This window comes from Bdellovibrio sp. CKG001 (assembly GCF_055397465.1).
Genome location: NZ_AP029173.1, coordinates 3,212,078 through 3,226,609, shown reverse-complemented (window position 1 = coordinate 3,226,609; position 14,532 = coordinate 3,212,078). Strand labels below are relative to the sequence as shown.

The window sequence follows — 14,532 nt, the reverse complement described above, 5'->3', positions numbered from 1 at the left end:
TCACCTTTGCAGAAGCATTGCATTAAAGGCCCCATCTGTGGGGCCTTTTTCTTTTTATGGATTCCACTGCTCCATCGCAGCTCTGGCGATGGAGATTTGCTTTTCCTTGCGAATCGTTTTATCGCGCTCTTTTTCAGCCAAGGGTGGCAGTAACGCGAAGTTGATGTTGGTTGGTTGGAAGTGTTCCGCCCGCGTTGGGTCGGTGATCGCTTCCAGCAAAGAGCCAAAGGCGCTTTCGCGCGGTGGTGGATTGAATGGCTGGTCTTTCAATTTTTGGTTCAGGAAGCGGGAAACCATCAAGCCCGTGCACGTGGATTCAAAGTATCCTTCTACACCCGTGATTTGTCCGGCGAAGAACAACCAAGGGTCGTTCTTGCTGGAAAGGTCCTTGTTCAGGCGCTTCGGCGAATTGATGAACAGATTTCTGTGAATGCTTCCCAGCTTCAGGAACTCGGCATTTTCCAATCCAGGAATCATCCGGAAGACGCGCACCTGTTCGCCATAGGCCATGCGGGTTTGGAAACCCACCATGTTGTAGGCGGTGCCTTCTTTGTTGTCCTGACGAAGTTGCACGACAGCCCATGGATAGCGGCCCGTGCGAGGATCATCCAAACCAATCGGCTTCATCGGGCCAAAACGCAACGTCTGAGGCCCACGCTCGACCATCACCTCAATTGGCATGCAGCCCTCAAAAAACTCAGTAGTCTCGAAGTCCTTCGGCTCGATCTTGCGCGCTTTTTGGATTTCCTCGATGAAGCGGTTGTATTCTTCCTTGTTCATCGGACAGTTGTAGTAATCGCCAGTTCCTTTGTCATAGCGGTCCGCTTTCCACGCGATTTCCGTATTGATGGAATCCGCATCAATGATCGGTGCAATGGCATCAAAGAAATACAGGAATTCGTCGCCAAAATGCTGGCGCATGCTTTCGGCCAGATCGTCATGAGTCAAAGGCCCCGTGGCAATAACGGCCGGGCGGGGAATGTCGTTCAAGGACTTCACTACATCGTTGCGAACTTCGATGTTGGGATGATTTTTGACCTTTTCAGTCATGATGGCAGAAAAGACCTCGCGATCCATACCCAAGGCCTGACCGGCAGGAACCTGAGCTTCAAAAGCGGCCTGCAGGATGTGAGAGTTCAGCTTTTTTGCCTCCCATTTCAGTTGGCCGGGAGCAGAGTGTTCACCCAAGCTGCCAAAAGAATTGGAGCACACAAGTTCTGCGAATTTGTGGGTTTTGTGCGCCGGGGTCATGGTTTTATCGCGCATCTCGTAAAGTACGACACTGTATCCCATGTCAGCTAGCTGTAGAGCGCACTCTGAGCCCGCAAGGCCTGCGCCAACGACTGTAATTTTTTGATTTTGAGTGAAATTTGTCATCTTTGTGGTAGACCTTTTCTTACATGGATCCCAATCAGAAACCCAAAGGCAAATTATCTATCGGCTCGGAAGTACTACAGAGACTTTTCGAAAATGGCAAGTCGCCATTGTCCGAGCAGTTTATGCGCTGGAAGCTGTGGGCGAAGTGGGATGAAGTCGTAGGGCCCACAATTGCAAAAAACGCCGAGCCCGTGGGCTTCCAGAGGGGCGTATTGTACGTTTGGGTGCGAAATTCCTCGTGGATGCAGCAGATGATCTTTATGAAAGATCCTATTCGCGACACCATCAACCAGAAGTTTCAGAATAATTTTGTAAAATATATCAAGTTCACTCTGGATCGCCGTGAAGTTCCAACGCAGGATCAGACGGATTTCAAAGAGATGATTTCCAAGATTGCTCCTGAAAGTGATGATGACTAACAGGGTTCTATTTTAAATTTTTAAGAGCTTCCAACCATGGGGCCATCAGACGTTCCAACTGCGGACGGCTTTCTGCTGGCAAGTAGGGTTTTAGATCTTGTAACGCCAGCAGAGTTTGCAGGCGTTCCGGGAAGCTCAGTTTGCTGCCATCGCTGTTGATGTAGAATTCTTCTTTGGCACTGAACAAAGAGCGGTTCATTGCATAGTAAACTTCCTGTGCAGACCACAGGTAAGAATCAATATTCGTCAGTTGATACGCTTTTAGCAGAGCCCGGATAGCATAGGCCTGTTGCACCACCAGGAAGGGTTTTTTGCCGACCGCTTTACGATCACTCAGACCCATCTGTGTGATTGCCAGTTTGTTTTCCTGAATCAACTGATTGGAAATGAAATTAGCCACAGCCAAAGCCAGCAGTTTCATATCTTTGCGACCTGCCAGCAAGACATCCAGAGGCGCTTCGTTGTTGGCATCTTTGCTCAGCAAGATAGAGGATTTGGTTTTTTCAACACCTTCCGTGGCTTCCAGGAATTCGCTCATGGCCAGCAGGAACTGGGCAGTGTCCTTGGTGGTCACAAAATTCAGGCGTTCCCCTTTTTTAATGTCCACGATGCCGGCCATGATGGCTGTGTCCGGAGTGCTGCCATAGCTGTCAGCCCAAAGCAGATTGTTCTCTGTCGTGAGCAGGAAGACGGGTGTCGCCTTTTTTGTGATGTCCTGAAGTAGAACGGCCGCATTTCCCAGATTCAAGGCAAAGAGCATGTCCTTGGGGAATAAAGGCTGCTTCAGATCGTCGTGTTCTGCATCGGTGGTCAGATCCTGAGCCATGATGTGCCCCAGTTGCTGGTCCATGACGGTTTTCTCCCAGTCGCGAGTCAGGCGCATCATGCGGCTCAGCCCACGCACCTGGGCGGCAAAAGCCGCAGCCGAAAAGTCGCGTTCATAGATCATACTAGGATCGGCATGATAGGGGTCCTGCAAAGCGATGGTGTCAGGAATACGGAAAGACAAATCCGGATCTTTGGATTCATCGAAGTTCATAATGTCCAGCAGTTTGCCGCGATGTTGGACTGGCGCCAATAAAGATGGAATCAGATTATTGTCGACATCGCGGTAGCCACCGACTGCCACCAGTTTGTTGACCTGAGCCAGCATATGCGAAAATGCCATCGGTCCCAGATTTCCGTCTTTCATCAGAAGTTCCGCACTGGCGGAAAGCCCGGCCCCCACCGTCTCTCCAGAGACATTCAGGGAAGCCGCAACAGTGCTCAGCTCAGTTTCTTTCCCCGAAGCGATATTGACCTTCACGCGGTGGGTTTCAAAACCAGGCAGGCGGCCCTCGGATTCTGGCAGCACTTTTTTCTGCCAGACCTTGAACAGATTTGAAACGTAGTTGCCATAGCCATCGCGCACACGAGCGATCGCCGCGGCCTTGTCGATGATGGCCGCATCGATGTTGTCAGCAAAGGTTTGTGGCATGGTTTTCACAAACTCAGCCGCGAACGATTCAATCGAACTGATGACATAGCCTCGGGTGGCTTCGTTCATTTCGGTGCGAAGTTTGTCGATGCCGTACTTTTTAATCTTCGGCAGAATGAAAAGTTTCTTGGCAATACCGTTGATAATGCCACCCAGACATCCTTCGGTCTGCAGGCACTCAAGTTCTTTAGCGTCCTGCTTTGTCAGGAAGTCGTACAGATCCTCATTCACCGGCTTGAAGTACTGCGCGCGCTCTTCCGGCGTCAGGATGCGCCAGATGTCCACCAGAACGGCCAAGGAAGTCTGCGGTCCGTTAATGCCATCAAGGCCCTTGGCCAGCTGGCGTCCTTGCTTCATGCTCTTTTGAAGTTCGGGATCCAGTTCAATCTCGAACTTTAAGATGGCCTCGTCAATCAAAGCCAGGGATTGTGTCAGCGTCTTTGTCGCCATCAAACGCTGCAGGAATGCCCGGGCATCGGCAAAAAGAGGTTTGGTTGTGTCGATCAGACCCACTTTCAATCCGTCTTCAATTGTGGGTGTAAGCCCCATGCGTGGGATCTCGGCCAGAACCATATTGGTGAACATCTCCGCTCGAGTCAGCATCGCCCCAAGCCCGGTGACCGGAGTTTGTGGCAGTCCTCCGCCAAGGTTCAGAATGTGAGTGCGGATTGTGGGGCGGGCGGCTTCCAGTTCTACCAGAACTTCCCCAAGTGTGGTGCGCACCTGTTCCTGGGTTTGGCCTGTGGCCAGAGCGGCAAATGGGGATTTAGCCAGCTCAATGGAAAGGGTGGAATCCGGTGTTTTATAGAACTTTCGGATCCAGGAAAGCCCGGTGTCTTTGAGTTGTTCCAGCGAAGTTTTTTCGCCCAACTCAATCAAGGTCTCTGCTTGCTCAAAGTAAGTGGCGGACGAAACAGTGTCCTTCCAAATTAGTGACGGGGCAGCCTGACCGTATTGGCGCAAACGCAGATTGAGCTGCGTGTCTTTGGATTGCGGTCCAAATGTGGTCTTGGGTTGGTCAAAGACACGATCTTCGACTTTGGGGGCACAGGCACTCAGGACAAGGGCGGATGATAGCAATATGTTTAAAGACTTTTTCATACGCCCTCCTTTCTAGAAGAACAACATCAGGTTCATTTCCTGAGCGGTTTGACGTTCGATATTCACGCCTGAGAAAGTGTCAGACACCTGGAAGGAAACCATCAGGGGGATCACGGCTGTTTTTTTGAAATAGGATTTGACCGAACTATAGGTGATCTCGGCCTTCACCCGGTGGGCTGTGGAGGCGGAGTTAGTGGCCAGAAGGTCGTAGCGAGTTCCGCGCTCACCAGTGTATCTGTCAGCATCTTTGGTGGAGTAGTCATAACCGCCCCCCACCATCCAACTGTCAGTTATTTCATAGAAAAGATTGCCGCCCACGGTGGCGATGTTTCCCAGTGTGCGAGTCACATCTTCCTTGGTGTTGGCGTCTGGCAGGGTGTCGTCTTCATTCAGCGGAACCCGGGCCGTGACAGTGTCGGGAATATTAATCAGGTACGAGACATAAGGCACCATCGACAGACGACCGATCAGGTACTGTGAGTAAGCCAATGAGTTGGTGATATTGGTGCGACCAAAAACATTCAAAGAAGCCAGGTCATCGGGATCAAACTTCGGCCCTGTCGGAAGATTCACCTGCGCCTGATAGGTCAGGACCTTTTCGTTCTTTTCGTACAGTTTGTACATGCTGACGACCTGAATATCACCGACGAAGGTTTCATCGCGATTGTTCAAAGCTTTATAGCCTTTGCCAGTCAAAGTTTCGTTGGTGGCTTTGCTCAAGTCCGTGTTCAGGGCGTCATCCAGCTCAGGATTCAGACCCGAGAACTGCTGACGATAGTATTCGATATTGGAAAATTCCTGCGAAAGGGAGATTTTGTTAGTATAAGAAATAATTGGAACACCAACTCCGACGGTCCATCGGTTGGTGATTCCCCGGGCAAAAACCGGAGCTGAATACTGAACACGTGGCATTGTATCAACGCGCAGAACTCCCAGGTTGAATGAGTCCCCTAAAGCGTGGCCGCCAAAACGGTTCAAAGCATCAATCAGGCGTTTGGCATCAGAATTAAATTTGGCCAGATTTTTTGCATCAAAGACTATAGATTTGTAATCTCCCAGATTCATCAGGCTGCCGGATTCTGTGTACTTCTGACCGATGCCGTCGATGATGCCGAAACGGAAAGAAGGGCTGTTAATTCCTTCGGGCAAGGTGCTTGTGGACATCAAGGCCTGAGCGCAAATTGAGCTCATCAGTCCGCAAAATGTTACAAGCAATGCCCGAAAGTTCACAGCATCATCCTCAAGAACGTTATATTGATAATAAAGGCGCAGTTTTAGCGCCTTTTGAAATTAAAGTAAAACTCTTGAAAAACCTGTGCCAGCTGTTCGGACTATTGCATGATGAATTTCGCGGACTCCGTTAAAATCCAGTCTAGATGGAACTGCACATTCATGTACTGACCTTCCAGCATGCACAGATTCCTTTCTTCATCAGGTGCCCACTCCAACTTGTGAGTTGTTTTTGAGGCGACACCCACAACGGTGTTCTTACCGTTGATAAGAGTTATTGCCGGGCCACCGGAATCACCTTGGCAGAACCCTTTTCCTTCTGTCTGATTGACCATGAAGTAAGGAAGGGTCGGATCATACTTCGATACGTTCAGGTCAACTGTGCGCAAAACACCCGCATTTCCAGGTTGCGACGGGCGCCCATCCATTCTGCCATAGCCCGCGGCAGTGACCGAAGTCAGCAGCATCGGGACGTCTTTTTGCGGCAGATTCAAGATCTCAATATCAGGGGTTAGGTCTGATTCCAGATAGGCAAGGGCGACATCGAAGTTCTTGTCACCTTCAAGATACTTTGGATGAATTGCCACTTGAAGGGCTTTGTATGTGATGTTTTGCCCGTCACCATTTTTAATGTCCACGCGATGGGTGGCATCTTCTCTTGGAATAATGCAATGGGCGGCCGTCAGGATCAGACGGGAGCCGATGGCGCTGCCGGTGCATTGAGCGACTTTATAGTAGGTTGTGATGCTCTCGGAGTCTTGTTTCGTGGTAGGGGAATGGAAAACACGGAAATTCAGAGCTTGTTTGGAGACGGGGTCTGAATCATCCACCTGGCGACCACCGACAATGGCGTCGTCAGGTAAAGGCGAGATCTCGCCATTTTGCAGGTTTTCTTGGCAGGCTGTTAGTAGTAAAAGTCCGAATATAAGCAGTTTTCTCATAAGGTGGCTTCTATGCAAAAAAGCAACACACCCCAAGTTGAAGATAACCGCCTTCGGCCTGTCAAAAAGTTAGATAGTGCCGCGAAATGATCAAAAATCCCAGCTGATCTGGGCTGTTGCCCCCAAGTTTTCCGTGTTCATCAGGCTTGAGACCTGAACGGATATAGGGGCTTTTTTGAAGGTCTCAGTCCATGAAAAACGGACTTCTCTTTTCTCGTCTTCGGCGCTTTCTTCATCGTGATAGATTAGTTCCGTGCCAAATCGTTTCTCCTGAAGTCCAGGCAGGGGCACTTCCATACGGTGTTCCTTGGCTTGTGCCGTGCCTGCCAGAATCAGAAGAAGAGTGATGCCTATTGTAATTGCTTCGAGTGTTTTTGATCTTTCCATGAATCTGAGCCTAGAGAGGCGGCCCGTGATTTTCCACTCAGGTTCTTCGCAATTCCGGACTTAGTGGAGGAAGCTTGCAGAATTAAAATGAAGAAGGCCCCAGAAGCATTTCCTAGGGCCAGCTTTAACTAGTCTTTGGTTTCTTTTTCGATCGATGTTCGCAGAAGCGACTCGACGTGGTTTTTGCGGTTTGAACCGCCCAGCATGGATTTCAGGCGGTTGTGAATGGAAGGGTCGTTAATCAAAGCGCCCAGGCTTCCTTCTCCGCGATCAATCTTTGACAGAATGGCATCCAGTTTGTCGATGGATTTCGCCAGCTTTTCGCCGCCGCCATGTGAATTCAATCCCGCCACAAATTTCTGACTGTCCTTGCTGGTTTGTGCCAGGCTGCTGGCCACGGTGTCCAGGTTGTTCATCACGCGCATCATGCGGTTGTCGACATTCATGGCGTGGGTGATTTTATACAGCTCATTGATAATATCAAAAATGCGCGATGTCTCATTGCCACGTTCGGCGATGATACCCAGCACGTCAGTGGGTTTGGCCACCGCCAGGATATCGCCTTCTTTCAGGTTTTCTGCGCGCGGGTCGCCCGGGATGATAAAGACGAATTTGTCACCCAAGGCTCCTTGAGTGCGGATTTCCACCTGTGATCCCTGACGGATGCGATCAATGTAGTCTTCGTTGATCTTCATTTTTACGTCCAAAGAGTTTTTCTCTGGCAGGAAGGTGATGGATTCGACATTTCCGACAGTCACACCGGACAGGGAAACGACACTGCCCACGGCCAACCCTTGAACCTGATCAAAATGGGCGTGAACACGAACGTAAGACGTGAAGATCGCCTTGTCGGCCCCGAGGAAAAAAATCGAGGCTAAGATCAGGAAAATCCCGATGGTCAGGAAGATGCCGACTTTGACTTGGGTGCTGAAGTGAGATTCCATTAAGCACTTTCTCCGTTAATAAACTGACTCATAACACCAGCAGGTTCCTGCTTGAGCTTTTCAATTGTGTATTGTTCACCGATTTTTCCATTCAAGAGCAACGCCACCTTGTCGCAGACGGCATAAACTGTCGGCATATCGTGGGTGACCAGAATGGAAGTCACACCTTTGGCTTTTAGATTTAAGATGGATTCCTGGATACGTTTGGTATTGTAGGGATCCAGCCCTGCCGTGGGTTCATCATACAGAACCACTTCCGGATGCATCATCATGGCACGAGCCAGACCCACGCGCTTTTGCATCCCTCCGGAAAGATTTCCTGGCAGAAGATTTTCCGAACCAGGCAGACCGAATTCCTGCAATTGATCATGGATCTGCTTGGCAATTTCCTCTTCCGTGAAATTGAAATGTTCGCGCAAGGGATAAGCCAGATTTTCATAAACTGACATCGAATCAAAAAGGGCGCCGCCTTGGAAGGCATAGGCCACTTTTTTGCGGATCTCAATAAGCTGCGTTTCGTTCATGGGGGTGATATCTGTACCTTTGATCAGAATCTGGCCCTTGTCCGGCTTTTCCAGGCCGACAAGGCTGCGTAGCAGAACGCTCTTGCCGGTGCCCGAACCTCCAATCAGTCCCAGACATTCGCCTTTGCGCACATAGAAGCTGACACCTTGGTGAACCTTTTTGCTGCCAAAGGATTTATGGAAATCAACGACTTCGATAACGCCATTGCGTTCGTTACTCATATCATTTTCTCCACAATCCAGAAAAGTTTTGACAGGAAGAAGTCACCCACAACAATCAGAATGGATGAAACGACCACGGCTTTGGTGGTCGCGATGCCGACCTCCTTGGTTCCGGCCTTTACATTCAAACCGAAGTAGCAAGAAGGAATCGCGATAAACAAAGCGAAGAAGAAGGTTTTAGCAAACCCTGACAAATAGTCTTGAATCGAAGAGGTGGTCATCACTTTGAGCAAATAGAAGTTTGGGTCCAGATTCAGTTCCGTGGCCCCGACAATGAGACCTCCCAGGTTGCCGACCAGATTGGCGATAGAAACCAGAATAGGCAGGGTGATGAGGCAAGCCAGCACACGGGGGATAACAATTTTCTTGATCGGCGAGGTGCCGAGTGCCCGGATGGCATCAATCTGCTGAGTCACCACCATACTGCCAATCTCGCTGGCGATTCCGGCGCCGACACGCGCTGCCAGCATTAAACTTGTAAAGACCGGACCCATTTCACGCAAGATGGTCACGGCCAGAAGTTTTGGGACATAAAGTTTGCCACCGAATTTTTCCAGCCCCAGACCGAACTGCAGGGACATCACCATGCCAATGCTGACGGCAGTGATCACGATCAAAGGCAAAGAACGCATGCCAATCTGATAGATTTGTTCGGCGATCAGTTTGAAATAGATGCGGCCGTGAATGGTTTCACGTAAAACATCGCGGCTCAGCAAGCCCACTCCACCGATAAAGTGGAAGACTTCCATCATAAAAGCTGTCAGAGGAAGTGCGAGGTTATTCATTAGGGTGCCTTAAACTTTGTTTTAAACTCTTCAAAATAGTTTTGCTCAGCCGCAAACTGTTTCTGAACGCCACCATAGCTAAGAGTGTAGTTGCAGTTGTTTTTCTTAAAGACAACCAAAGCCAGTTGAACAGGTATGCCGTCGACAGTGCCCGTGGCCACGGATTGACGGGCCTCACGGCCATTAAACATCACAGATTCAGAGCTCTTCACATCCAGATTCGAAAGAGCCGCCTGGGACTCCGTTTCCATCTGCTGCAACGAAGGGTCCGCCCCGCCACAGTCAGAAACAAAAGAAATGGTATTGCCCGTGGCCTCACTCAGCCAAGCCTTGTCAGAAGAAGCGGAATCAATAGCTTTAAAGGGCGCCCGAGGAGCAGAAAACTCCACCCCCTTGGCAGGCACGGATTTCCGGCCCGGCAAATTCACCGACACACAGCTCGTAAGCAGCACACTCAAGATGCAAACACCAAAGAAGTTTCTCATAGCACCCATCCATCGGAATAAATTGAGGAAAAATCCAGAGCTTGTCCGTCGAAACAGTGCCTCGGTCTAGGGGAAAGGGGGCCGTGAGCGGCTCATCCCCTTCGGACACATCCTCGCGGACGTGATCCCTGCGGGATCTACTGCTGCGGAACTTGGGGTTGATCCGCTCACGGCCCCCTTTCCCCTAGACCAAGCTCTCTCGTCGTTTAAACAATGCACTTTCCTCTGCTGTTGGCGCACCAAGCCGCAGTCCATCTTCGCGGCAGAAAGCTTGAAGTATCCGAGCCATTCTGTTTCGCGATGTTAAACATGTCGGCACACCAGGATCTTGGCGGAGGGCTGAGGGGAGTCCGACGCAAGTTCCGCAGCAGCAGCCCGAAGGGCGCGTCAGCGAGGACTGTCCGAAGCGGCGGCCTCCCCTCAGCCCTCCGCCAAGGGCCGGGTCGTCAAGCCGTCATTGTTTTGGCGGAGGTGTTGGAAATTCTATGAAACTTTTTGCCCAGCTTGAACTTATTTGCCATCAGGCCTTTGAAAGGGGTGGCACTGTATGTGCAACAGCAAAGCGAAGGGAAGAGAAGGGGTTCAAGGAGTGAACACTTTACGATTTGTGATGATGGCAGGATGCCTGTTCTTTGGTCTAGCTTCGGCAGAAGCTAACAAGGTCAATGGCGTGATCAATTTTCAGGGGGACACGGTTCACCTGGAGCTGACTGGTCAGCAGAACTGGGATTACGACGTTAAGCGCTTGGATAAAAAGGGCCAGACCGTTGTAGAGATGACAGTGCCTGCTCTGGATGAATCCACTATTGATTCTCTTTCTTCTTTTAAAAGTGATTTTGTGACCTCCGTGGCCGTGGATCGCAAGGGGCCGGATGGCAAGAACGTGATTCAGTTCACCTTGTCTGGTGAAGACATTGATACCTTTGATTACCTGACTGATCAGCCGTCGCGTTTGATTATGGACTTTTATGTGAATCCGTCTGCGAAAGCCTCCAAATCGAGCAAAAAAACTGTGGCGGAAAAAGAGAAACAACTTCCCACGGAATTGCCAGCTAAGGTCTTAAAACCTATAGCAAAAAGCAAAACAGACAAGAATCGAAAGCCCGCGACAGCGGACACTTTGGCGATCGCTCAGCAGGGCGGCGTGGCGGTGGCTCAGAATGACAGTGTGAAGTCGGGGATTTTTGACGGAGGAGATCCAGAGTACGAGCGCTTCTCTATTAAAGATTATGAGATCAAAGAAGATGCCCTGATTCGCGCCAAGGATAACTATTATATCCCGTTCCCGATGCTTGAAACTCCTGTCAGCTATTGGGAGAAGATGAAGGTGACGCCGGCAATCTATCAGATCACGCCGAAATCTTCGGAAGAAAACAAACAGGCTCGTCTGCTTTTGACGTTGTTTGAAAAGCAGCGCTATGGCGTTTATCTGAAAACCCAGCAGTGGTTCAAGGATAAGTATCCGCAATCAGAATACAATGAAGTCATCGACTTTATGACCGCCGATGTGCATCTGGCCATGTGGCAGGAAGAGGGTCGTGTAAAAGATTACGATCAGGCGATTCAGAAATACAAAGAAGCCGTGGCGAAGTATCCGCGGTCTCCTTTGGCGGAAAGAACCTCATTGAAGCTGGGCTATCTGGCTTTTGAAAAAGGTGACTATCTGAATTCACTGCGTTTCTTCCAGGAACACATTGAAAATAAGAACTTCGCTGACAAGGAATCCCTGTCCAAGGATCTGGCCCGTTTGGGAATGGGTTTGGATTTCATGAAGTTGAACAAGTGGGACGATGCGATTGCGCACTTTAATCAGGTTGAAAAAGACGCTTTCAATCGTGATCTAAAAGTGGAAGCGGCTTACCGCCGTGGCGATGTCTGGGTTCGCAGCAAAAACTATCCAAAAGCCATCGCTGAATACCAGAGCGCCTTGAAAAAGTATCCGGAAGGTCAGGGACTTTATCCGAATGCTTTCTTCAATCAGGCGGAATCCCTGTTTATGACCAATAAGTATCAGCAAAGTCTGGATACTTACCGTGAATTTGTGAAAAAGTTCCCAAGCAGCAATCATTCGGCTTTTGCCATGACACGCATGGGAGAACTGCTGGATATCTTCGGCGCAGACAAGTCCCGTGTCATGGGAGCTTATCTGGAGACTTATTTCCGCTATGGTGAAACTCCGAATGCTGTGATTGCGCGCTTGCGTTTGCTGAGTGCACGCATGAAAGGCATGAAGCCGAAGGAAGTGAACCATGCCGTGGCAGAAATCATGTCTTTGGCAAAGAAGATTGATCTTCCTAACATTGAACAGTTTGCAACGGTGATGGTGGCCGATGGTTACACCAATCGTGAGGAGCATCAAAAGGCCATTGACCTGCTGTCAAAGTATTACAAAGAGCATCCGACGTCAGTGGATGTTCCTTTGTTGACCAATCGTATTGTGTCCAACATCAACGACAAACTTGAATCTGAGGTCAATGCCGGTAACTTTATTGCGGCTCTGAAGACACACAGTCAATATGCTGACAACTGGCTGAAAAACTCCAGAAGACTGGATACGAAATACAACGTGGGACGCGCATTTGAGATGGCGGGCGTTCCTGTTGAAGCCGAACGTTATTACAAAGATGTTTTGAATCGCACCTACGCGATCCGCGGGACTCCGGAAGCCAAGGAAGTTCAGGTAAAAGAACAGGTGCCCTCCGAGGATGAGTTGAATCTGCGATTGGCAACAGTCTTTACTGAAGAACAAAAATACAATCAGGCCTATGACTATCTAAAGAATATCAAAAATCCAGAGAAGATGGATGAGAACTCTCAGATTGAGCGAGTGAATGTGGCAGTTCGCTTGCTGGAAAAGCGTGGCGACAATGACTCCGCTGTTCGTTACTTGGGTGAGCTGTTGCGCACTTGGAAGGGACAGCCACAACTGGTGGCTGAGCCGTACCTGAAGCTGGCGGATCTTCAGATCAAGCAGGGGAAGTCAGATGAGGCCCTGAGATCCTTGGAGATGATTGATCAGCTGCAAAACGATTCCGGCAATATTGCGCCTGTGATCCACGCGAAAGCTCTTGAGACAATGGGCGATATCTATCTGGAAAAGAAGCAAAGGAATCTGGCTACAGGTTCTTATGAAAAGCTTCTGGAAAAATATGAAGACAGTCGTCCTCTTTCGTCCATTCGCTACAAGCTGGGTCAGATCTACTTCAAGGAAGGTGAGATTCAGAAAGCGGCGGAAGTCTGGAACGAGTTCAAAGGTGATAAGAGCGGCTTCTGGAAGAAGCTGGCTCAAGAACAACTGCAGAATTCGGACTGGAGAGACGGTTACAAGAAATATATCAAAAGAATTCCAGCTATGTCTGAGAACGAACAAGGCCAATAGGAGTTTGGATGTCGTACTTTGATTTTGATGCCCTACACATCGAAGATAGAAGAATGCACGAAGTGAAGCAGTTGAGTCTTCAATTGGCCGGCACCCAGGCCAGTTTGTTGTTGGTAGGTGAAGCCGGTTCGGGGAAAACAAGTCTGGCCCGCTATATTTACACAAAAAGCCGTTCTTCCCGTTTGTATTGTCTGGATTGCAAAAACGCCGGTGGCTTTGATTTTTCGCGTGTGGATGGTGGCACTTTACTGATCGAGGATTTGGATTGTGCGTCTGTGGCCTTGCAAAATGATCTGATGAAACTGGTGGAAAGAACTGACGGCACCCGTCCTCGTTTTATTTCAACAAGTCGTCGCGACATTCGTTCCTTGGTGAAGCAAGAGCAGTTCCGTCAGGATTTGTTCTATAAGTTGGCGGTGGTTCATTTGGAAATTCCAAGACTGGAAGATCGCAGTCTGGATTTCCAGAATATCGTGAACTTTGTGCTGGAAGTATCCCAGATCATGCATGGTAAGTCGGGCTTGCGTTTGACGGCCGAGGCCTATGAGCGCCTGAATGCCTGGAATTGGCCTGGCAATATCCGGGAGCTGGAAAATGTCCTGGAAAGAGCCGTGGTTCTTGCAAAAACTTCAGACATCGGCCCTGAATGTATTCAATTTGAGGCTGAATTTTCGGATATGGACCTGGATTTTGCTCCGGGCATGTCCCTTTCCGAGGTTGAAAAGCGTCTTATTCTACAGACCTTGGAGCTGACGGCCCAGAACCGCACTCGTGCGGCGCAGATGCTGGGAATCAGCATTCGAACATTGAGAAATAAACTTAATGAATACAAGGAAGAAGGTGTTTTATGAGTGGTCTATTCGATAAAACAACCAACGCACTGGCGACCTCATTGCACATGAGGCAGCTTCGTCACAATGTGACGGCGTCAAACATTGCCAATGCGGAAACCCCTGGTTATCACGCCAAGAAGATGGACTTTGAAGGGGCTCTGCAACGAGCTCTGGATCTGGATGGCGCCAACAGCCTGAGCACCAGCAATCCCGAACACTTCTCTGTCGGCGGTGTTTCCGTCGCTAAAACCCGTCCGGATATTTACGATGATCCGGAAGGGGCGGTGAACAACGACGGTAACACTGTGGACGTTGAAAAAGAAATGTCAGCGTTATCCGAGAATGCGATCCTTTACAAAACAGCCCTGCAACTTATCAACAAGAAAATGGCTGCTTTGAAGTATGCGGCTACGGAAGGGCGGTAATAG

The 14,532-nt window shown here is 49.6% G+C and carries 13 protein-coding genes; 4 read left to right on the top strand and 9 right to left on the bottom strand.

All coding sequences use genetic code 11. From position 1 onward, the window contains the following. Positions 1-54: 54 nt before the first annotated feature. Positions 55-1,377: a methylenetetrahydrofolate--tRNA-(uracil(54)-C(5))-methyltransferase (FADH(2)-oxidizing) TrmFO gene (gene trmFO / locus ACZ50P_RS15165; RefSeq protein WP_464132126.1), complete on the bottom strand. Its 1,323-nt coding sequence runs from the start codon at positions 1,375-1,377 to the stop codon at positions 55-57. Positions 1,378-1,400: 23 nt separating this feature from the next. Between trmFO and ACZ50P_RS15160 the strand changes: the two genes are divergently transcribed. Beyond that, positions 1,401-1,796 carry a DciA family protein gene (locus ACZ50P_RS15160; protein WP_464118574.1) on the top strand — a complete coding sequence of 132 codons (396 nt, stop codon included), beginning with the start codon at positions 1,401-1,403 and terminating at the stop codon, positions 1,794-1,796. 7 nt (positions 1,797-1,803) lie between these two features. On the opposite strand, the gene ACZ50P_RS15155 is transcribed toward ACZ50P_RS15160, so the two are convergent. The 8 genes from ACZ50P_RS15155 to ACZ50P_RS15120 form a co-directional block, all read right to left on the bottom strand. Then, positions 1,804-4,374 carry a hypothetical protein gene (locus ACZ50P_RS15155; RefSeq protein ID WP_464132124.1) on the bottom strand — a complete coding sequence of 857 codons (2,571 nt, stop codon included), beginning with the start codon at positions 4,372-4,374 and terminating at the stop codon, positions 1,804-1,806. A gap of 12 nt (positions 4,375-4,386) precedes the next feature. Further along, complete coding sequence (locus tag ACZ50P_RS15150; protein ID WP_464132123.1) at positions 4,387-5,565, bottom strand: hypothetical protein; 1,179 nt, start codon at positions 5,563-5,565, stop codon at positions 4,387-4,389. A 140-nt stretch (positions 5,566-5,705) separates the two neighbouring features. Continuing rightward, entirely contained in the window at positions 5,706-6,545 is an 840-nt protein-coding gene (locus ACZ50P_RS15145; RefSeq protein WP_464132122.1) for a S1 family peptidase, read from the bottom strand. A gap of 90 nt (positions 6,546-6,635) precedes the next feature. Then, positions 6,636-6,932, bottom strand: coding sequence for a hypothetical protein (locus tag ACZ50P_RS15140; protein WP_464132120.1), 297 nt, complete (start codon positions 6,930-6,932; stop codon positions 6,636-6,638). Positions 6,933-7,060: 128 nt separating this feature from the next. Beyond that, positions 7,061-7,876: an MlaD family protein gene (locus ACZ50P_RS15135; RefSeq protein ID WP_464118569.1), complete on the bottom strand. Its 816-nt coding sequence runs from the start codon at positions 7,874-7,876 to the stop codon at positions 7,061-7,063. After that, the gene (locus ACZ50P_RS15130; protein ID WP_464118568.1) at positions 7,876-8,622 is read right to left on the bottom strand and encodes an ABC transporter ATP-binding protein; all 747 of its coding nucleotides are present in this window, start codon (positions 8,620-8,622) and stop codon (positions 7,876-7,878) included. The genes ACZ50P_RS15135 and ACZ50P_RS15130 overlap by 1 nt, the downstream gene beginning before the upstream one ends. Next, positions 8,619-9,407: an MlaE family ABC transporter permease gene (locus ACZ50P_RS15125; protein ID WP_464118567.1), complete on the bottom strand. Its 789-nt coding sequence runs from the start codon at positions 9,405-9,407 to the stop codon at positions 8,619-8,621. The genes ACZ50P_RS15130 and ACZ50P_RS15125 overlap by 4 nt, the downstream gene beginning before the upstream one ends. Further along, complete coding sequence (locus ACZ50P_RS15120; RefSeq protein ID WP_464118566.1) at positions 9,407-9,892, bottom strand: hypothetical protein; 486 nt, start codon at positions 9,890-9,892, stop codon at positions 9,407-9,409. Before ACZ50P_RS15120 ends, ACZ50P_RS15125 begins: the two co-directional genes overlap by 1 nt. A gap of 589 nt (positions 9,893-10,481) precedes the next feature. On the opposite strand from ACZ50P_RS15120, the gene ACZ50P_RS15115 reads away from it, so the two are divergent. From ACZ50P_RS15115 to flgB, 3 genes are read left to right on the top strand one after another with little or no spacing between them, the layout of a single operon-like run. After that, entirely contained in the window at positions 10,482-13,271 is a 2,790-nt protein-coding gene (locus ACZ50P_RS15115; protein WP_464132119.1) for a tetratricopeptide repeat protein, read from the top strand. A gap of 8 nt (positions 13,272-13,279) precedes the next feature. Next, positions 13,280-14,122: a sigma 54-interacting transcriptional regulator gene (locus tag ACZ50P_RS15110; protein WP_464118564.1), complete on the top strand. Its 843-nt coding sequence runs from the start codon at positions 13,280-13,282 to the stop codon at positions 14,120-14,122. Continuing rightward, complete coding sequence (flgB, locus tag ACZ50P_RS15105) at positions 14,119-14,529, top strand: flagellar basal body rod protein FlgB (protein ID WP_464118563.1); 411 nt, start codon at positions 14,119-14,121, stop codon at positions 14,527-14,529. The genes ACZ50P_RS15110 and flgB overlap by 4 nt, the downstream gene beginning before the upstream one ends. Positions 14,530-14,532 lie beyond the last annotated feature (3 nt).

Excerpts from the sequence above, each read along its gene's own strand:
- ACZ50P_RS15155 (WP_464132124.1), bottom strand. The coding sequence starts at position 4,374 with ATGAAAAAGTCTTTAAACATATTGCTATCATCCGCCCTTGTCCTGAGT.
- ACZ50P_RS15125 (WP_464118567.1), bottom strand. The coding sequence starts at position 9,407 with ATGAATAACCTCGCACTTCCTCTGACAGCTTTTATGATGGAAGTCTTC.
- ACZ50P_RS15140 (WP_464132120.1), bottom strand. The coding sequence starts at position 6,932 with ATGGAAAGATCAAAAACACTCGAAGCAATTACAATAGGCATCACTCTT.
- ACZ50P_RS15135 (WP_464118569.1), bottom strand. The coding sequence starts at position 7,876 with ATGGAATCTCACTTCAGCACCCAAGTCAAAGTCGGCATCTTCCTGACC.
- trmFO (WP_464132126.1), bottom strand. The coding sequence starts at position 1,377 with ATGACAAATTTCACTCAAAATCAAAAAATTACAGTCGTTGGCGCAGGC.
- ACZ50P_RS15120 (WP_464118566.1), bottom strand. The coding sequence starts at position 9,892 with ATGAGAAACTTCTTTGGTGTTTGCATCTTGAGTGTGCTGCTTACGAGC.
- ACZ50P_RS15110 (WP_464118564.1), top strand. The coding sequence starts at position 13,280 with ATGTCGTACTTTGATTTTGATGCCCTACACATCGAAGATAGAAGAATG.
- ACZ50P_RS15130 (WP_464118568.1), bottom strand. The coding sequence starts at position 8,622 with ATGAGTAACGAACGCAATGGCGTTATCGAAGTCGTTGATTTCCATAAA.
- ACZ50P_RS15160 (WP_464118574.1), top strand. The coding sequence starts at position 1,401 with ATGGATCCCAATCAGAAACCCAAAGGCAAATTATCTATCGGCTCGGAA.
- flgB (WP_464118563.1), top strand. The coding sequence starts at position 14,119 with ATGAGTGGTCTATTCGATAAAACAACCAACGCACTGGCGACCTCATTG.
- ACZ50P_RS15145 (WP_464132122.1), bottom strand. The coding sequence starts at position 6,545 with ATGAGAAAACTGCTTATATTCGGACTTTTACTACTAACAGCCTGCCAA.
- ACZ50P_RS15150 (WP_464132123.1), bottom strand. The coding sequence starts at position 5,565 with ATGAGCTCAATTTGCGCTCAGGCCTTGATGTCCACAAGCACCTTGCCC.